The following is an 18,124-nucleotide window of genomic DNA, read 5'->3' on the forward strand; positions in this document are numbered from 1 at the left end:
CAAAGGTGCATCAATGAAACTCACTTTTCTGGGTACTGGCGGGGTCACTGCCGCACCGCTGTCGGGCTGCGCCTGTCGCGCCTGTCAGCGGGCGCAGCTCAACAGTGGCTACGCGCGTGCACCCTGCAGCGCGCTGATTGAGTTTGGTCGCGAGCGCATCCTGCTGGATGCCGGTCTGCCGCTGCTGGCGTCGCGCTTCCCGCCCGGCACGCTGACGCGCATTCTACTGACTCACTACCACATGGATCATGTGCAGGGGCTTTTTGCACTGCGCTGGGGAGTGGGCGCGCCGATTCCGGTCTGGGGTCCACCCGATCCGCGAGGCTGTGACGATCTCTATAAACATCCTGGCCTGCTCGATTTCCGTCCCGCCTTAACGCCGTTTGTAGCACACGCCTTTGGTGAACTGCAGGTTACGCCGCTGCCGTTGCAGCACTCGAAGCTGACGCATGGCTATCTGTTCGACTGGCACGGCACCCGGCTCGCCTGGCTGTGTGATACCTGCGGATTGCCACCCGACACCGCCGACTTCCTGCGCGGTCAGCCGCTGGACCAGCTGGTGATTGACTGCAACGATCCGCCGCAAGCAGAACCGCGTAACCATAATGATGTGACCCAGGCGCTGGCGATAGCAGAGATGCTCCAGCCGCGTCAGACCTGGCTCACCCACCTCAGTCATGAGATGGATAACTGGTTAGCTGAGAACCCGTTACCGGACGGCGTGCTGGCTGCCCGTGACGGCCAGACATTGCTGTGCGGCGCGCACTGGCCTGTCACGGTTTGATCATCTGACTGTCATCTCGTGTTCATCGCGTCACGCCTTAATAACCCGCAGAACGCAATCAGCGATGACGGAGAAACCATGGCACAGGCACTTCTGAAAACGGTGGTCGACAACGACCTGCCACCGGCCAGCCTTAGCGGACAAAAAGTGTTGTCGGTGCAGAAACTGAGCAAAGCCTACGGCGACACTCAGGTGCTGGATCAGGTCAGTTTCGACCTGCACGCCGGTGAGCTGGTGGCGGTGATTGGCCGCTCTGGCGCGGGTAAATCGACCCTGCTGCACATGCTCAACGGCACGATTGAAGCGACTTCCGGCGCGATTATCAGTCTGCATCATGGCGAAGCGGATCGTAACGTGGTTACGCTCAACAGCCGCCAGCTGCGCGAATGGCGCAGCCAGTGCGGCATGATCTTTCAGGATTTCTGTCTGGTGCCACGCCTCGACGTGCTGACCAACGTGCTGCTGGGCCGTCTGAGCCAGACCGGTACGCTGAAATCCTTCTTTAAAATCTTCTCCGACAATGACCGGGCGCACGCCATCGAACTGCTGCAGTGGATGAACATGCTGCCGCAGGCGCTGCAGCGGGCGGAAAACCTCTCTGGCGGTCAGATGCAGCGTGTGGCGATCTGCCGTGCCCTGATGCAGAACCCCAAAATCCTGCTGGCCGATGAGCCGGTGGCGTCACTCGATCCCAAAAATACCAAGCGCATCATGGATGTGCTGCGTCAGGTCAGCGAGCAGGGCATCAGCGTGATGGTCAACCTGCACTCGATTGAGCTGGTGAAAAGCTACTGCACCAGGGTGATTGGCATTCAGCGCGGCGTGGTGCTGTTTGACGGCCATCCTTCAGGACTGACCGACAGCCTGCTGCACCAGCTGTACGGCGATGAACTTAACCAAATCCATTAACTTCCACAGCAAGAGAACAACCCCGAATGAAACTGACTTCTTTAGCACTCCTGACCAGTGTAATGGCGTTTGGTGTCAGCGCAGCGGATGCGCCGAAACAGCTTAATCTGGGGATTCTGGGCGGTCAGAACGCCACCCAGCAGATTGGCGATAATCAGTGTGTGAAGACCTTCTTTGATAAAGAGCTGGGTGTGGATACCCAGATGCGCAACGCCTCCGACTACTCTGGCGTGATTCAGGGTCTGCTGGGTGGCAAGATTGATATGGTGCTGAGCATGTCGCCAGCCTCGTTTGCGTCGGTCTACATTCAGGACCCGAAAGCGGTGGATGTGGTTGGCATTGTGGTGGATGACAAAGATCAGTCACGCGGCTACCACTCGGTGGTGATCGTCAAAGCGGACAGCCCCTACAAAAAACTGGAAGACCTGAAAGGGAAATCTTTCGGTATGGCCGATCCCGACTCGACGTCCGGCTTCCTGATGCCGAACCAGGCGTTTAAGAAGATGTTCGGCGGCTCAGTGGATGACAAATATAACAACACCTTCTCCAGCGTCACCTTCTCCGGCGGCCATGAGCAGGACATTCTGGGCGTGCTGAACAACCAGTTTGATGGCGCAGTGACCTGGACCTCACTGGTCGGTGACTACAACAGCGGCTATACCTCTGGCGCGTTTGGCCGTCTGATCCGCATGGACCATCCTGATCTGATGAAGCAGATCCGCATTATCTGGCAGTCACCGCTGATCCCCAACGGTCCGGTGCTGGTCAGCAACAAGCTGCCCGCTGACTTTAAAGCGAAAGTGGTGTCGGCAATTAAAAAGCTGGATAAGGAAGATCACGCCTGCTTCGTGAAAGCGGTGGGCGGCGAGCAGCATATCGGTCAGGCGACGGTCGCCGATTATCAGAACATCATCGATATGAAGCGCGACCTGATGAAAGGCAGCCGCGGCTAAATCCAGCCACTCCTTACCTTCTCCGCTCAGGCGGGGAAAGCGGGGCGCGGCAAACTCGCCTGCGTCCCGCTGCTTTAGCGCCGGAGATCCCCTTTGACCGAATTCGAACACTACTACCAACGCATCCGCCGCCAGCAGAAACGAGACACGCTGCTCTGGTCACTGCTGCTGGTGGCACTCTACCTGGCGGCGGGCAGGGTGGCAGAATTTAATCTGCTTACCGTCTGGCAGTCGCTGCCGCACTTCTTTGACTACCTGCACGAAATCCTGCCGGTACTGCATCTGCCGCTGCTGTTTGCCGACGGCAAGACCGAAGGCTCGCTGGCTTACTGGGGCTACCGTCTGCCGATCCAGCTGCCGCTGATCTGGGAAACACTACAACTGGCGCTGGCTTCGACGCTGGTGGCGGTGGCACTGGCCGCGGTGCTGGCCTTTTTCGCCGCCGACAATACCCAGACGCCGGTCAGCGTGCGGATGACGATTCGCGCCTTTGTCGCCTTCCTGCGCACCATGCCGGAGCTGGCGTGGGCGGTGATGTTTGTGATGGCCTTTGGCATCGGGGCGATCCCCGGTTTTCTGGCGCTGGCGCTGCACACCGTGGGCAGCCTGACCAAGCTGTTTTACGAGGCGATTGAGTCGGCGTCGGATAAGCCGGTACGCGGCCTGGCGGCCTGCGGAGCCAGCAAGCTGCAGCGGATGCGTTTCGCTTTCTGGCCACAGGTTAAGCCGGTCTTTCTCTCCTACAGCTTTATGCGGCTGGAGATTAACTTCCGCTCCTCAACCATCCTTGGGCTGGTCGGCGCGGGCGGCATCGGCCAGGAGCTGATGACCAACATCAAACTGGACCGCTACGATCAGGTCAGTATTACGCTGCTGCTGATCCTGATTGTGGTGTCGCTGCTGGATACGCTCTCCGGCCAGCTTCGTCGCCGTGTGACAGGAGACAGGACATGATAAGCACCGTTCCCGATATCGCGCTAATGAAGCAGCAGCATCGTGAACTCTTCGCCGCACAGCCGCGCTATCTGCGTCGCCTGGCGCTGATCACACTGGCGTTGCTGCTCTATTACCTCTTTTTCTTTTCGGTGTTTGGTCTGGAGTGGTCGCGCCTGCTGATGGGCTGTCAGCAGCTGGGGCGCTATTTCCTGCGGATGTTTGTCTGGCACGACTTCCTGAACTGGCCGTTTGGCTACTATCTGTCGCAGGTCGGCATCACCTTAGGGATTGTCTTTGCCGGCACGCTGACTGCCTCGCTGCTGGCGCTGCCGCTGTCGTTTCTGGCGGCGCGCAACGTGATGCACAGCCGAACTGCGAAACCGCTGGCGTTTCTGATGCGACGTCTGTTTGACGTGTTGCGCGGTATCGACATGGCGATCTGGGGGCTGATCTTCGTCCGGGCGGTCGGCATGGGGCCGCTGGCCGGGGTGCTGGCGATTATCCTGCAGGATGTCGGTCTGCTCGGCAAACTCTACGCCGAAGGGCACGAAGCGGTGGAGCGTTCACCGGGTCGCGGACTGGGCGCAGTCGGCGCCAACAGCCTGCAGAAACACCGCTTCGGCATCTTCACCCAGTCATTCCCGCAGTTTCTGGCGCTGAGCCTTTACCAGATAGAGTCCAATACCCGCTCAGCGGCGGTGCTGGGCTTTGTCGGCGCCGGGGGCGTCGGTCTGGTTTACGCTGAGAATATGCGCCTGTGGAACTGGGATGTGGTGATGTTCCTGACGCTGATTCTGGTGGTGGTAGTGATGGTGATGGATGTGATCTCCAGCCGCCTGCGCAAGCGCTACATCAGTGGGAAGCCGGTACCGTTGTGGCAGCCTGCTGCGCGCGATTAAGCCGTTCGCTGCGCTGCCAGGCGCGCTGTAACGCCTGCACCAGCTGTGCCTGCTGCCAGGGCTTCGCCAGCCGTTCGCACAGCGGCAGCGTCACCGGCTGATGGCGCAGGTCCTGACCGCTGATGAGCAGCGTCGCCAGCTGCGGCCAGTTCTGCTGCGCCTGGCGGATCACCTCCGCACCGTTAATCTCGCCGGGCAGCATCAGGTCGCTGATCAGCAGGTCGATATCGGGTGTCTGGCGCAGCAGCGCCAGCGCCTCTTCACCGTCACCACACTCCAGCGTCAGATAACCCAGTTGATGCAGATGCTCACAGAGTGTCTGGCGCACCGCTGGTTCATCATCCAGCACCAGCACCAGCCGGTTACTGGCCGCCGCAATCTCCGTCTCAATGTGCACAGGTGATGGCGGGGCGATCACTATGGCGGCGGCGGCTTCCGGCGCGCGTGGCAACAGCAGCCGCACCGTGGTGCCCTGGCCTGGCGCGGTTTCCAGTTCGATCTGGCCGCCTGACTGCCGTACAAAACCATAGACCATCGACAGGCCCAGCCCGCTGCCGCTGCCGGTAGCTTTGGTGGTGAAAAAAGGCTCAAACACCTGCTCACGAACCCCGGCCGACATGCCGCAGCCGTGGTCTATCACCTCGATTGTGACCCTGTCACGTTTTTCATCGCCCTCCAGACGACGCTGATTCCAGATGCGCAGCCGGATTTCGCCGCTTTGCTGATGCATCGCATCGCGGGCATTTACCACCAGATTCATCAGCGCATTCTCCAGCTGGCTGGCATCAATCCAGGCGGGCCAGCCGGGACGCTGCGCATCAATAATCAGCTGCTGGCCGGGCAGCAGCGAGTGCTGCAGCAGCCCCTGCAGGTTATCCACCAGCGTCACCACCGACACCGCACGGGGATAGAGAGCCTGCTTGCGTGAGAACGCCAGCAGCCGCTGGGTCAGCTGTGCAGCGCGGTCGGCCGCCTGCCGCGCCCGCTCAATCCGGCTGGCCAGCGGGCCGGGCGTCAGCTGGCCTTCGGTCAGCGCCAGACTGCCGATAATCACCGCCAGCAGATTGTTGAAGTCGTGCGCCAGTCCGCCGGTCAGCTGGCCGACCGCCTTCATCTTCTGGCTGTGCTGCAGCGCCTCCTCCAGCGTTTTACGCGAGGTCCGGTCCAGCACGGTATTGACCATGCCGCGCCGCGGGATTGGACTGAAGCGCAGCTCCAGCGTACGACCATCGGCCAGCCGGATCTCCTGCGGTTCACCGGGATCGTGCAGATCCACCGCCAGCGGCGCCAGCAGTTGCTGCCAGGGGACGCCGCGATGCAGTTCATGCGGCGCGATGCCGAGCAGCTCCGCATACTGGGCGTTCCACACCACCAGCTGACCGTTGTTATCAAACAGCGCAAAGCCGTCGCGCATCGCCAGAAAGGTGGACTCCAGCTGATTACTCTTCTCTTTCAGCAGCCGTGAGGTGTGAGCCAGTGAGGCGGTGTTACGGGCAAAGACGTTAAACGCCCGCGCCAGCTCGCCCAGCTCGTCGCGGCGTTGCAGCCCTGGCACGCTGACGTTCTGCTCGCCCTGCGCCAGCCGCGTCATGGCCCCGGCAATGGCCGTCAGGCTCGACCCGAGATTGCGGTAGATGTAGATACCGGCATAGCCGGTGATCGCCAGCGCCAGCAGCGCAAACAGCGCGATAAAGCCGATGATGGAATCCAGCTCACGGTGGGTCGCCAGGGTGCGCGCCTCACTCTGTAACGCCACCTGCTGCACCGAGGCGCTGATATCTTCATTCAGCATCGCCACCAGCGCTTTAATCCGGTAGGTGGCATAGGCGATCGCCAGGTCGCTCTGCTCCAGCGCCTCTGCCAGCGGCAGCAGGCGCTGCTGGGTAGCCAGCAGTCGCTGCACGTTTTCGCCGGTCACGCCGGTCAGCGGCACGTTGCGCCACTGTACCATCACCTGCTGGAGCTGTTCGATGACGGCGATGGGCGAGGGTGTGCGGATCGCGATGGTGATCAGCCGTTCGGTTTGCTCCCGCAGTGCGGCATCCGGCAGCGTCCGCTGTTCCCGCTGCACCAGCTGGTCGATATGGCTGAGCAGAATCTGCGTCTGCCACAGGTCGCTCAGCATGTTGTTGCGCTGCAGATGACGCTGGTGGCCGGTCAGCAGCAGGCTGTTAATCGTCTGTTCCAGCATCAGGCTGCGGGCACGGATCCGGGCGATGCGCTCCGGCTGACGTGCCGCCAGCGGCGCACTGGCCAGCAGGCTCAGCGACTGCTGCAACGCCTGCTGATTCTGCTGCAGCCGCTGTGATTCGCTCTGGTACTCCAGCGCGCCCACCACCTGTGACAGCCGCACTGCCGCTGTCGCCACGTTGGCGGTATCCCGCGCCAGCGCCAGGCTGCCGTTCATGTCGGCCAGGGTCTGCGCCTGCGCCTGCTCCTGAATCGCCCCGGCATGACGAAAGCCGAAGATCGCCACCACGCTGACCATCAGCGTGACCGACACCACCAGCAGATTGAACAGTAACAGGCGTCCACGTGCCCCGGCCTGCCACGGATAAGTGCGCTGCATCCCACGACCTCTTATTCACTGCAACGATGGGCCGAGTATAGGAGCGTGCAGGCGGGCGTTTATGACAAATATGAATGGGCGCTGACATTTTCCGTTTATCTGGCGTTGCTTTACTGACGGCTATCCACAGTCCGCAGGAGCGAGGCGATGACAGCCACACCGATACTGGAAATGCGGGGAATTACCCGGCGCTTCGGCAGCTTTTATGCCCTGAAGGGCGTCGATCTCACGGTTTATCCCGGTGAGGTCCACGCGCTGATGGGGGAGAACGGCGCGGGTAAAAGCACACTGATGAAGATTCTGGCCGGTGCCTATACCGCCAGCAGCGGGGAAATTTTAATTGAAGGCAAGCCCTGGGCGCTGAAAGGGCCGAAAGAGGCTCTGGCCGCCGGGATCACCCTGATTTATCAGGAGATCAACCTGGCACCCAACCTGACGGTGGCGGAGAACATTTTTCTCGGCAGCGAAATCGCGCCCGGCGGGCTGGTCAGGCGGCGGCAGATGGCCGAAGAGGCGCAGCGGGTCATTGACCGGCTCGGCGCGCAGTTCAGCGCCTGGGATCTGGTCAGCCGTCTGAGCATCGCCGAGCAGCAGCAGGTGGAGATCGCCCGCGCGCTGCAGCGCAACAGCCGCATTCTGGTGATGGATGAGCCGACCGCCGCGCTCTCCAACCGCGAAACCGAACAGCTGTTCGCCCTGATCAAACGGCTGCGCAGCGAAGGCATGGCGATCATCTATATCAGCCACCGCATGGCGGAGGTATATGAGCTGTCCGACCGCGTCAGCGTGCTGCGCGACGGGGAGTATGTGGGCAGCCTGACCCGTGACCAGCTTAACGCCAGCGAACTGGTGCGGATGATGGTCGGACGGCCGCTCAGCGACCTGTTTAACAAAGACCGTGCTATCCCGCTGGGTGATATCCGGCTGGCGGTCAATCACCTTACCGACGGCGGCAAAGTGCATCCCAGCAGTCTTGAAGTGCGGGCCGGAGAGATTGTCGGCCTGGCCGGGCTGGTGGGCGCAGGCCGCAGCGAACTGGCACAGCTGATTTTTGGCGTGCACAAGCCGAAAGAGGGCGAGATCTGGATCGATGGCGAGAAGGTCACCATCCATTCACCGCGCGATGCGATTGCACGCGGCATCGGTTTCCTCACCGAAAACCGCAAAGAGCAGGGACTGTTTCTGGAGATGGCGGCGCAGGAGAACATCGTGATGGCGACGCTGGAACGTGACGCCAGTTACGGGATGCTGAACCGCCGCAAAGGGCAGACCATCGCCAGTGAGGCGATCGCTTCACTCAATATTCGCGTTCCTCACGCTCAGGTCCGGGCGGGCGGTCTGTCGGGCGGTAACCAGCAGAAGCTGCTGATTTCACGCTGGGTGGCGATTGGCCCGCGCATCCTGATCCTCGATGAGCCGACGCGCGGCGTCGATGTCGGGGCGAAAAGTGAGATCTATCGGATGATGCAGGAGATGGCGCGGCAGGGTGTGGCGATTCTGATGATCTCCAGCGAACTGCCGGAAGTGGTCGGGATGAGCGACCGCGTATACGTGATGCACGAAGGCACCATCGTCGGTGAGCTGGAGGGCAGCCACATCAGTCAGGAAAATATTATGACGCTGGCAACCGGTGCGCACAGCGCGTCAGCAGGCGAAATCTAAGGAGACCACCATGACACAACTGGCCCGCACCAAAGCACCGACGCTGAAACGCGCCCTGATGGGCGATCTGCTGCAAACGGTGGGTATCCTGCCGATTCTGATCCTGATCGTGGCAGTATTTGGTTTCGTCACGCCGAACTTCTTCACCGAAGCAAACCTGCTCAATATCACCCGTCAGGCGTCGATTAATATCGTGCTGGCGGCGGGCATGACCTTTGTGATCCTCACCGGCGGCATCGACCTGTCGGTGGGGTCAATGCTGGGGACCACCGCGGTGGTGGCGCTGGTGGCATCACTGGATCCGATGCTGGCTTCCATGACCATTCCGATGGCGCTGGGCGCCGGCCTGGTGATGGGGCTATTCAACGGCATCCTGGTCGCCTGGGCCGGGTTGCCGCCCTTTATCGTCACGCTTGGCACCTACACCGCGCTGCGCGGAGCCGCTTACCTGCTGGCGGATGGCACCACAGTGATCAACTCCGATATTAACTTTGAGTGGATCGGCAACGGCTATCTCGGGCCGGTGCCATGGCTGATTGTGATTGCCTTTGCGGTGATCGCCATCTGCTGGTTCATCCTGCGCCGCACCACGCTGGGCGTCCATATCTACGCGGTCGGCGGCAATATCCAGGCGGCGCGTCTCACCGGTATCAAGGTCGGAATGGTGCTGCTGTTTGTCTACGGCATGAGCGGCCTGCTGTCGGGGCTGGGCGGTCTGATGAGCGCCTCGCGGCTTTACAGCGCCAACGGCAACCTTGGGGTGGGCTATGAGCTGGATGCGATTGCGGCGGTGATCCTCGGCGGTACCAGCTTTGTCGGCGGCATCGGTACCATCACCGGCACCCTGATTGGTGCACTGATTATCGCCACGCTGAATAACGGCATGACGCTGATGGGGGTCTCCTATTTCTGGCAGCTGGTGATCAAGGGCGCGGTCATCATCATCGCAGTCCTGATCGACAAATACCGTACCCGTCATCATGTGAGTTGAGTCTTATAAGGGCGGATGTGCCATTTCACCTCCGCCACCTAAAAAACGCCATTAAGTGGTTGGCACCTTGAAAACAGCAGGAGAAGGTCTATGCGTTTTAATCCGATTGTAACCGGGCTGCTGGCGGCGACGCTGTTCAGTACCGGCCTGGCTCAGGCAAAAGAACTCAAATCTATCGGCGTAACGGTCGGCGATCTGGCAAACCCCTTCTTCGTGCAGATCACCAAAGGCGCAGAGATGAAGGCGCGTCAGCTGGCGGGCGATAAAGTGAATGTGACGCTGGTCTCCAGCGGCTACGATCTCGGTCAGCAGGTGGGCCAGATTGATAACTTTATTGCGGCCAAAGTCGACATGATTATTCTCAACGCCGCCGACTCCAAAGGGATCGCCCCGGCGGTGAAGCGGGCGCGTGATGCCGGTATCGTCGTGGTGGCGGTCGACGTGGCGGCCGATGGCGCGAATGCGACCATCACCTCCGATAACACCGAGGCGGGCGCGATGGCCTGTAAATATATTGCTGACCGCCTGAAGAACAAAGGCAACGTGGTGATCATCAACGGACCCCCTGTCTCTGCGGTGCAGAACCGCGTTGAAGGCTGTATGACCGAACTGAAAACCCATCCGGACATCAAGCTGCTCTCTTACAACCAGAACGCCAAAGGCAGTCGTGAAGGCGGACTGGAAGTCATGACCGGTCTGCTTTCTGCCAATCCAAAAATTGATGCGGTGTTTGCCATCAACGACCCGACAGCGATTGGCGCAGACTTAGCGGCGAAACAGGCGCAGCGCAGTGAGTTCTTTATCGTTGGCGTCGATGGCTCGCCGGACGGTGAAGAGGCGCTGAAGCGCAAGAATTCACTGTTCGTCGCGACGCCTGCGCAGGATCCACAGGTCATGGCCGCCAAAGCGGTCGAGATTGGTTATGACATTCTGCAGGGCAAACCGGCACCGGACAAACCGGTGCTGATCCCGGTGAAACTGATCGATCGTAATAATATCGGCAGCTATCAGGGCTGGACGGTGAAATAAGCTTTAGTGCGGCACCCGCTTCAGACTTCTGACAGACTTAAATCAGGGTGAATCTGGCAGCAACGAATAACCTTATCGCGCAGGGAACCCGGTCAGAGGAGGAAAGCGTCCCGCGCCAGGGACGGCGCGGGCCGAGCGGCCAGGGATTGGCCTTAGCGACTTTCCGATCTGACCGGGCTCTCTGCGCAGGCTCGCTCTTACAGCTAACCCGGGCCAGACTTTGTCAGTACCCTCAGGAGGCCACCATGCAACGTTCAGAGGTTAATTATTACCTGCAACATACGCGCGAGTTTTTCCGACAGCAGGATGTGCATCTGCCGCCGTGGGCCGATTTCGATGTGAGCCAGTGGCGGGCTCAGGATCGTGAGGTCGCGCAGGAGATTCTGGCGTTGCGACTGGGCTGGGATCTCACCAGTTTTGGCGCAGCTGATTTTCTGCAGACCGGGCTGACACTATTTACCCTGCGCAACGGTTCACCAGGCGGGCAGCCGTGGCATAAACCCTACGCCGAGAAAATAATGCATGTGCGGGAAGGGCAGCAGACGCCGATGCACTACCATCCGCGCAAGATGGAAGACATCATTAATCGCAGCGGCGGGAATCTGATTGTCGAACTGCATAACCGCGATGGGGACGGGCTGGCTGACTCGCTGGTGGCAGTGTCGCTGGATGGCCTGCGCCAGACCCACGCCGCCGGTTCACTGCTGCGGCTCTCACCGGGTGAAAGCGTGACGCTGGAGGCGGGCATCTGGCACAGTTTCTGGGGGGAAAGTGGCTTCGGCGACGTGCTGGTGGGCGAGGTGTCGATGACAAACGATGATGAAAACGACAATGTGTTTCTGACGCCGCTGGCTCGTTTCAACCCACTGGAGGAGGATGAAGCGCCGCGCTGGCTGCTGTGCAACGATTACGCGCACTGGCTATCCTGCGCGCGGCAGGCGTAATCAGGCAATCTGACTGGCACGCGTTGTCGAATCGGGTTTCACCACATCGGCCGAAAAGACATAACCCAGTCCGCGAATGGTGCGGATCAGGTCGGGCTGGTGCGGATTGATTTCGATTTTACGGCGCAACCGCATGATCAGCACGTCGATGGTGCGATCAAACACGTCGAGACTTTCGCTGTGGGTCAGCTCCAGCAGCTGATCGCGGGTCAGCACTTTTCGGGCGTGGCGAACCAGTGCGCGTAACAGGCTATATTCCCCCTGGGTCAGCGGCACCAGCTCGCGCTGCGGATTAAACAGCTGGCAGCGGCCATCATCCAGTTGCCAGCCGCCAAAACGCCAGCCCTCCTGTTCAGGGTCGGCCTGCGCTATGCGTCCGCTGCGACGCAGGGCCGCCCGGGTTCTCGCTACTACCACGCGTGGATTAAAGGGTTTGGCGATGTAATCATCTGCGCCCATCTCAAGGCCCACCACCATCTCCGCTTCAGAACCCATACCGGTCAGCATAATCACCAGCACTTCGGGTCGCTGACGCTGAAGCTGCTGCAACACCAGTAGCCCGTTGGTATCGGGCAGCATCATATCCAGCATCACCAGCGAGATTTCCGGGTGTTCGCTTAGCATCGATAGCGCCTCGCGTCCCTGATGACAGCGGTAGACCGTTAACAGATGTTCACTTAACGCATCCTGCAAGACGTCGCAGACTGCAGGATCATCATCCACCACCAAAATTGCTGGCTTCATTGCGCGGCCTCAATGTTACGAAAGAGTTAATTCAGGAGTCTACACAGGCCAAAAAAGCTTGCTGAGGCAGCGTGCTGAAACGTGACCAGCTTCGCCTGTGAGAGTGCGGAAGCGTGCGCTGGCGCAGAGTTTTTCGGGGCTCGCCGTTTGCCGCAGGAAAACGATTGCGCGGCATCGGTGCATTGCACCATAATCGCGCCTCGTTTTGGTTCGGAATTCTCTTAGCCGTACCCGGCTCTGCCAGGTAATCGATTGCGTCGGTAGATGGCATGGCAATTGCTTTGGGCAGTGGGTAAGTCAGGGATTTCAGGCGATTCTGGCACGCAAGTATGCAGCGGCCGGCATCAGTGTCCCGGAAACAGAATAATCAGCATGCAAACCCCTTTGGCAAGTGAGACTGATGTCTCCTGTATCGAGAGATGATGATGTTAGAAAAACTATTCAAACTCAAAGCGCATAACACGACGGTTCGTACTGAGATTATCGCCGGGATCACCACCTTCCTGGCGATGGCTTATATTCTGTTTGTGAACCCAAGCATTCTGGGCGCAACCGGCATGGACAAGGGCGCGGTATTTGTCGCCACCTGTCTGGCGGCGGCGATTGGCTGCGTGCTGATGGGGCTGATCGCCAACTATCCGATTGCGCTGGCGCCGGGTATGGGACTGAACGCCTTCTTCACCTACACCGTTGTGCTGCACATGGGCTACACGTGGCAGATTGCGCTGGGTGCGGTGTTTCTCTCGGCGGTGATTTTCTTCGCGATGTCGCTATTTAAGATTCGTGAATGGATTATTGCCAGTATTCCGCTGCCGCTGCGCGCCGGGATTGGTGCCGGTATCGGGCTTTTTCTGGCGCTGATTGCGCTGGAAGGGGCGGGCATTGTGGTCGATAACCCGGCGACGCTGGTGGGCATTGGCGATCTGACTAAACCGGGTCCGCTGCTGGCGATGCTCGGCTTTGTGGTTATTGTGGTACTGGAAGCACGTCGGGTTACGGGCGCAGTGCTGATCGGTATTCTGCTGGTGACCTTTATCTCCATGGGCATTGGTCTGTCGCCCTTTGCCGGGGTCTTCTCTGCACCGCCGTCGATTGCACCGACCTTTATGCAGCTGGATATTGCCGGCGCGTTTAACGTCGGCCTGATCAGCGTGATTTTTGCCTTCCTGTTTGTTGATGTGTTTGATAACACGGGCACGCTGCTGGGTGTGACCAAACGCGCCGGTCTGGCGGATGAGCAGGGTAACGTGCCGAAGATGGGCCGTGCGCTGATTGCTGACAGTGCGGCTGCGCTGTTTGGTTCGCTGCTCGGCACCTCGACCACTACCAGTTATGTGGAATCGGCGGCGGGCGTGAGTGCCGGTGGCCGTACCGGCCTGACCGCGATTGTGGTCGCCGTGCTGTTCCTGCTGGCCCTGTTTTTCTCGCCGCTGGCCTCCAGTGTTCCGGTTTATGCCACCGCGCCTGCGTTGCTCTTTGTGGCGGTGCTGATGGCATCGGGTCTGGCAGAGATTGACTGGAAAGATATCACCACCGCCGCGCCAGTCACCGTGACCGCGCTGACCATGCCGCTGACCTATTCGATCGCCAACGGCATCGCGTTTGGTTTTATTACCTGGACGCTGGTGAAGCTGCTGAGCGGACGTGCGAAAGAGGTGAATGCGGCGCTGGTGATCCTGTCGATCCTGTTTGTGATTAAGCTGGGATGGTTGAGTGCTTAGTTGTTGCCTGGCGGCAGGGAAGGTCGCTTAGCAGCGGGCTGGTACTGAGTAGATTTCGCTTAGCAGCGGGCTGGCTATGAGCGGGTTTCGCATGGCTGCGGGCTGACACTGAGTAGGTTTCGCCTGCCAGGCGATGGAGCGTTTTAGATCACTTATCCGCGCGTTAGCGCTGAGAGGGTTTCGTCCGCCAGGCGATGGGGAGTTTCAGGTTGCCTGTGCAGGCGGACGCGTTAAGGGGCGGACGCCCGCCCCTTAACAATCCCGGCGTCCGGCTGCCTGCGCGCCCCGCGTAGCGGGGTGCCTTCGTCACGCCCTGCGGCCGACGGACCGTCCGGACTCGCCATCCCTGGCTCGTGCCGTCCTTTCGCCGACGTCCTGTCGGCTCATCCTTGCCTCTGGTTGTTCCTCAGCGCTGCGGACGCCTCTGGGGAACCCCTGCCGGTGGGTTTGTCACCCGGACTGACTGTGCTCAGGCCGCTGAAAGCGGGGAAGGAGCAGACTGGTTTCGCTTTGCTGCGGGCTGACACTGAGCGGGTTTCGCCTGCCAGGCGATGGAGCGTTTTAGATCACTTAGCCGCGCGTTAGCGCTGAGAGGGTTACGCCCGCCAGGCGAGGGGGAGTTTCAGGTTGCCCGTGCAGGCGGACGCGTCAAGAGGCGGACGCCCGCCCCTTAACAATCCCGGCGTCCGGCTGCCTGCGCGCCCCGCTGTGCGGGGTGCCTTCGTCACGCCCTGCGGCCGACGGACCGTCCGGACTCGCCATCCCTGGCTCGTGCCGTCCTTTCGCCGACGTCCTGTCGGCTCATCCTTGCCTCTGGTTGTTCCTCAGCGCTGCGGACGCCTCTGGCAAACCCCTGCCGGTGGGTTTGTCACCCGGATGGGCGGGGCTCAAGTTACTGAAAGCGGGGAAAGATTCATAAGGTTTCGCTTTGTAGCAGGCTGACACTGAGCGGGTTTCGCCTGCCAGGCGATGGAACGTTTTAGATCACTTAGCCGCGCGTTAGCGCTGAGAGGGTTACGCCCGCCAGAAGTATGGGAGTTTCAGATCACTTAGCAGCACGTTAACACTGAGCGGGTATCGTTCGCCAGGCTATGGGGTTGGCGGTGTCTGATACACTGCGAAACATTGCAATAGAGCGAATATGGCGGAGCTGTTGTTATTCGCGGCTGTTCTCGTTTGTGCGGTTAAATTATAAAAGCATTTCACTTGTGGCGTTTGTTGTTACTCGTTACTCCATTTCAGCGGTGTATTTAATTCCATTATTTCTCACATGATGGCTATCAAAAATCCGGGGCTCCACTGTACGCCAACTCCAGGTTGCATTTCCCTGATGGTAAAAAAAGAGGAGTTTCACACATACTCAGCGTTGACAGGATCTCTGAGCGTTTTAGTTAATTCAGGTAAGCTGATTTTAATGTTGAGCTGACGGAGCTAACGGAAAGTTTTCTTACGCTAAATCAGTGTTATTCAAATGCCTGTTTTAGCTGTGAATTAACCCGTGATAATTGCTGTTCTCGCCTGTTTTATAAGCCTGCTGCCAGGAGAGAAGAGATATTAAGGCGTGGTTGAATTTAGTCGCCGCCATCTCCTCCGTCACCACCGTTACCTCCCGCACCGCCGTCACCTCCCGTGCTGCCACCATTTCCTCCGTTCCCCCCTGCGCCATCAGCACTACCATTGCTGCCATTCCCTCCATTTCCACCGTTTCCGCCATCTCCCCCCATACTGCCGCTTCCTCCATTCCCGCCATTGCCTCCGGCCTGGCCATTCTGTCCAGCACCTCCGTTTCCGCCATTTCCACCGCTTCCTCCCAGGCCGCCATTTCCGCCATCACCGCCATTGGCTCCGGCACCACCGTTTCCTCCTGACCCTCCATTTCCTCCGATACCTCCGTTTCCCCCTCGTCCTCCATTTTCACCCGGACCGCCATTGGCCCCGGCACCGCCGTTCTGACCCGGTCCGCCATCAGAACCTGCAGCGGCATCAATGAGAATCACATTATGGTGTGAACTCAACATATCCGTTTTGTAATCAGCATGCGCATACGGAATGATGATTAGCGAAGCTAACAAAGTGATTGTTTTCATTTGAAAATCCTTTTCAGAAAACTTTCTCCACCGGTCCCTCCGTTACCACCTGCGCCGCCCGCACCACCTGCGCCACCCGTACCGCCTGCGCCACCCGCACCGCCTGCGCCACCCGCACCACCTGCGCCGCCCGCACCACCTGCGCCGCCCGCACCGCCTTTACTTGATGTATCGGGATTATCGGCACTCCCACTATTGCCGCCATTGCCGCCATTGCCGCCATTACCTCCTTTTCCTCCGTTAGTACCTTCTCCCGGAACGCCTCCTTTGCCTCCCGCGCCTCCGTTTTCACCATTGCCTTGTTGTCCGTCTTTACCTGCTGAGGGCTGGAGGGAGGTATTTGAGGATGAAGTATTCATGTCGCTGGCAGTCTGAGCCAGGGAGTAAAACGGACATGCCACTGTCAGTACGGTGGCTAAAAATAATGGGTAACTTCTGGTAAGTTTCATGTGCTGTTCCTGTGCTAACAGTGATAATGCTCCTGCTATAACGGTTACAAACAGGAGCTTTTTAGTTAATGGACGCCAGACTATCAGTCTCCGCCGCCATCACCGCCGCCATCACCACCGCCATCACCGCCGCCATCACCGCCGCCATCACCGCCACCATCACCTCCTCCATTACCACCGCCGTTGCCTGCATCATTTCCGTTACCGTCACCACTCCCGTTAGCATTCCCGGTGCCGTTATTACTGTTATTACCCTGATCAGAACCGTTGCCGTTTTTACTGCCGTTATCATTATTGGAATTATTACCATTCTGGCTGGCGTTAGCGGCGCCATTACCATCACTTCCGCCAGCACCTCCGGCGCCGCCAACACCTCCGGCACCACCTTGCCCGCCTAACGCGCCTCCTGCACCCCCCGCGCCACCTGCGCCGCCGGCACCTCCCGCACCAGTAAGAATGAAGGAAGATTTAGAGGTATTGACGTCAATGTTTGCTGCACTGATATCAAATTGTCTGGCCATACCCTGAGCGGAGTAGAATAAAACCATACTCGCTAACACAGTCATATTTTTAACTTTCACAATGAATCCTCTTTAAGTGAGTAATTAAATTTATTATCTGCGCTGCCAAAGGTATGTTAATTTTCCTCAAATACTTCTTGTCAGTCTTCCTCCGTTTTGGAGTTTCTTTATGCGTCCTTTATTTTATTTTATGTGAAAGGCGGGAATACATTGCCAGTATGTGGCACTAATTTTAAGAAATAGCTTCTACAGTCTGCTGTTATTTATATTGCACAGCAATTATGGAGTGACAAGCTCAATAATGATGTTTTTTGTTGCTGTGTATGTTTTTATATTTCGTCTGCAATATGCTTCAGTTATGTTACGGCTTTTAATTTCATCTGTTACTGCAGCTGATGCGCGAGTCAGGCAAATCTATTTCTCTCTGCGATTGCCCGGGCTATCCGTTCGTATCAAGGGCTGATGATGGAGAGTTTATTCGTGATGCATATCAGACCAGGGCTATCGTGCAGACGGGCTCGCTCATCAACGCACTCAGCGCGTTTTCTGCCTGAAGGCTGGATTGCTACGGCCGGGCTGAAGCATCCTTATGCCGGTCTGTTCTGCCATATTCATCGTACTAATAAAGCATTTATATCCTGCGAGACGTCACAGAACCGGCCCGCGTTTAAAGTGATCTACAGAAGTTCCTGACGTTATTTATAATTATAATTTATGTATTCCTGATTTTTATTGCGGTATTTTTTGCATGCGAAAAGCATCCAGGTTGTAGCAGCCTTAAAAGCCGCGCCTGCAAGGGTTAAATGAAATTTTTATGACATGCAAACCAGTGTAGCGTAACGCAGTAATAAGTTAAGACAACGGTAAGCATAAGGGTTCTGATTGTTTATAACGCACAAAAAACGATTTCTGGTTGAACTGGAAAG

15 protein-coding genes are annotated in these 18,124 nt (G+C 58.6%); 11 read left to right on the forward strand and 4 right to left on the reverse strand.

The features are described from left to right. Positions 1-13: 13 nt before the first annotated feature. The 5 genes from phnP (at position 14) to phnE (NR201_RS09615) (ending at position 4,481) form a co-directional block, all read left to right on the forward strand. Positions 14-784: a phosphonate metabolism protein PhnP gene (gene phnP, locus NR201_RS09595; protein WP_052270693.1), complete on the forward strand. Its 771-nt coding sequence runs from the start codon at positions 14-16 to the stop codon at positions 782-784. 78 nt (positions 785-862) lie between these two features. Then, positions 863-1,693 carry a phosphonate ABC transporter ATP-binding protein gene (gene phnC / locus NR201_RS09600; RefSeq protein ID WP_010247776.1) on the forward strand — a complete coding sequence of 277 codons (831 nt, stop codon included), beginning with the start codon at positions 863-865 and terminating at the stop codon, positions 1,691-1,693. Between the two features lie 26 nt (positions 1,694-1,719). Then, complete coding sequence (gene phnD / locus NR201_RS09605) at positions 1,720-2,646, forward strand: phosphonate ABC transporter substrate-binding protein (protein WP_010247773.1); 927 nt, start codon at positions 1,720-1,722, stop codon at positions 2,644-2,646. A gap of 93 nt (positions 2,647-2,739) precedes the next feature. Further along, entirely contained in the window at positions 2,740-3,600 is an 861-nt protein-coding gene (phnE, locus tag NR201_RS09610) for a phosphonate ABC transporter, permease protein PhnE (protein ID WP_010670882.1), read from the forward strand. Next, a complete protein-coding gene (gene phnE / locus NR201_RS09615) occupies positions 3,597-4,481 on the forward strand; it encodes a phosphonate ABC transporter, permease protein PhnE (protein ID WP_223565353.1) in 885 nt (294 codons plus the stop codon). The genes phnE (NR201_RS09610) and phnE (NR201_RS09615) overlap by 4 nt, the downstream gene beginning before the upstream one ends. On the opposite strand, the gene NR201_RS09620 is transcribed toward phnE (NR201_RS09615), so the two are convergent. Continuing rightward, positions 4,435-7,050, reverse strand: coding sequence for an ATP-binding protein (locus tag NR201_RS09620; protein WP_256849708.1), 2,616 nt, complete (start codon positions 7,048-7,050; stop codon positions 4,435-4,437). The two genes, phnE (NR201_RS09615) and NR201_RS09620, sit on opposite strands and share 47 nt — an antisense overlap. Positions 7,051-7,197: 147 nt before the next feature. On the opposite strand from NR201_RS09620, the gene NR201_RS09625 reads away from it, so the two are divergent. From NR201_RS09625 to NR201_RS09640, 4 genes are all read left to right on the forward strand, one after another. After that, positions 7,198-8,712: a sugar ABC transporter ATP-binding protein gene (locus tag NR201_RS09625; RefSeq protein WP_033758244.1), complete on the forward strand. Its 1,515-nt coding sequence runs from the start codon at positions 7,198-7,200 to the stop codon at positions 8,710-8,712. 10 nt (positions 8,713-8,722) lie between these two features. Beyond that, positions 8,723-9,703: a ribose ABC transporter permease gene (locus tag NR201_RS09630; RefSeq protein WP_010670880.1), complete on the forward strand. Its 981-nt coding sequence runs from the start codon at positions 8,723-8,725 to the stop codon at positions 9,701-9,703. A gap of 90 nt (positions 9,704-9,793) precedes the next feature. After that, positions 9,794-10,732, forward strand: coding sequence for an ABC transporter substrate-binding protein (locus NR201_RS09635; RefSeq protein ID WP_010247755.1), 939 nt, complete (start codon positions 9,794-9,796; stop codon positions 10,730-10,732). A gap of 245 nt (positions 10,733-10,977) precedes the next feature. Further along, positions 10,978-11,676 (forward strand): D-lyxose/D-mannose family sugar isomerase, encoded by a 699-nt coding sequence (locus NR201_RS09640; RefSeq protein ID WP_256849709.1) that lies wholly within the window; start codon positions 10,978-10,980, stop codon positions 11,674-11,676. Here NR201_RS09640 and NR201_RS09645 read toward each other — a convergent pair whose 3' ends face one another. Continuing rightward, positions 11,677-12,420, reverse strand: a complete 744-nt coding sequence (locus tag NR201_RS09645) for a response regulator (RefSeq protein ID WP_052270614.1) — start codon at positions 12,418-12,420, stop codon at positions 11,677-11,679. A gap of 422 nt (positions 12,421-12,842) precedes the next feature. Here NR201_RS09645 and NR201_RS09650 point away from each other — a divergent pair, with 422 nt between their 5' ends. After that, the gene (locus tag NR201_RS09650) at positions 12,843-14,141 is read left to right on the forward strand and encodes an NCS2 family permease (protein WP_212685931.1); all 1,299 of its coding nucleotides are present in this window, start codon (positions 12,843-12,845) and stop codon (positions 14,139-14,141) included. A 1,480-nt stretch (positions 14,142-15,621) separates the two neighbouring features. Here NR201_RS09650 and NR201_RS09655 read toward each other — a convergent pair. Together NR201_RS09655 and NR201_RS09660 are read right to left on the reverse strand one after the other, a co-directional pair. Continuing rightward, the gene (locus NR201_RS09655) at positions 15,622-16,128 is read right to left on the reverse strand and encodes a hypothetical protein (RefSeq protein WP_256849710.1); all 507 of its coding nucleotides are present in this window, start codon (positions 16,126-16,128) and stop codon (positions 15,622-15,624) included. Positions 16,129-16,241: 113 nt separating this feature from the next. Next, entirely contained in the window at positions 16,242-16,451 is a 210-nt protein-coding gene (locus NR201_RS09660) for a hypothetical protein (RefSeq protein WP_256849711.1), read from the reverse strand. Between the two features lie 294 nt (positions 16,452-16,745). Here NR201_RS09660 and NR201_RS09665 point away from each other — a divergent pair, with 294 nt between their 5' ends. Then, a complete protein-coding gene (locus tag NR201_RS09665; protein WP_256849712.1) occupies positions 16,746-17,075 on the forward strand; it encodes a hypothetical protein in 330 nt (109 codons plus the stop codon). Positions 17,076-18,124 lie beyond the last annotated feature (1,049 nt).

Source organism: Pantoea sp. Fr-CA_6 (genome assembly GCF_024520895.1).
Lineage (GTDB): Bacteria > Pseudomonadota > Gammaproteobacteria > Enterobacterales > Enterobacteriaceae > Pantoea > Pantoea agglomerans.

Coding starts and splice junctions, on each gene's coding strand:
- phnP (WP_052270693.1), top strand. CDS start 14: ATGAAACTCACTTTTCTGGGTACTGGCGGGGTCACTGCCGCACCGCTG.
- phnC (WP_010247776.1), top strand. CDS start 863: ATGGCACAGGCACTTCTGAAAACGGTGGTCGACAACGACCTGCCACCG.
- phnD (WP_010247773.1), top strand. CDS start 1,720: ATGAAACTGACTTCTTTAGCACTCCTGACCAGTGTAATGGCGTTTGGT.
- phnE (WP_223565353.1), top strand. CDS start 3,597: ATGATAAGCACCGTTCCCGATATCGCGCTAATGAAGCAGCAGCATCGT.
- NR201_RS09620 (WP_256849708.1), bottom strand. CDS start 7,050: ATGCAGCGCACTTATCCGTGGCAGGCCGGGGCACGTGGACGCCTGTTA.
- NR201_RS09625 (WP_033758244.1), top strand. CDS start 7,198: ATGACAGCCACACCGATACTGGAAATGCGGGGAATTACCCGGCGCTTC.
- NR201_RS09630 (WP_010670880.1), top strand. CDS start 8,723: ATGACACAACTGGCCCGCACCAAAGCACCGACGCTGAAACGCGCCCTG.
- NR201_RS09635 (WP_010247755.1), top strand. CDS start 9,794: ATGCGTTTTAATCCGATTGTAACCGGGCTGCTGGCGGCGACGCTGTTC.
- NR201_RS09640 (WP_256849709.1), top strand. CDS start 10,978: ATGCAACGTTCAGAGGTTAATTATTACCTGCAACATACGCGCGAGTTT.
- NR201_RS09645 (WP_052270614.1), bottom strand. CDS start 12,420: ATGAAGCCAGCAATTTTGGTGGTGGATGATGATCCTGCAGTCTGCGAC.
- NR201_RS09650 (WP_212685931.1), top strand. CDS start 12,843: ATGATGTTAGAAAAACTATTCAAACTCAAAGCGCATAACACGACGGTT.
- NR201_RS09660 (WP_256849711.1), bottom strand. CDS start 16,451: ATGGCGGCAATGGCGGCAATGGCGGCAATAGTGGGAGTGCCGATAATC.
- NR201_RS09665 (WP_256849712.1), top strand. CDS start 16,746: ATGGACGCCAGACTATCAGTCTCCGCCGCCATCACCGCCGCCATCACC.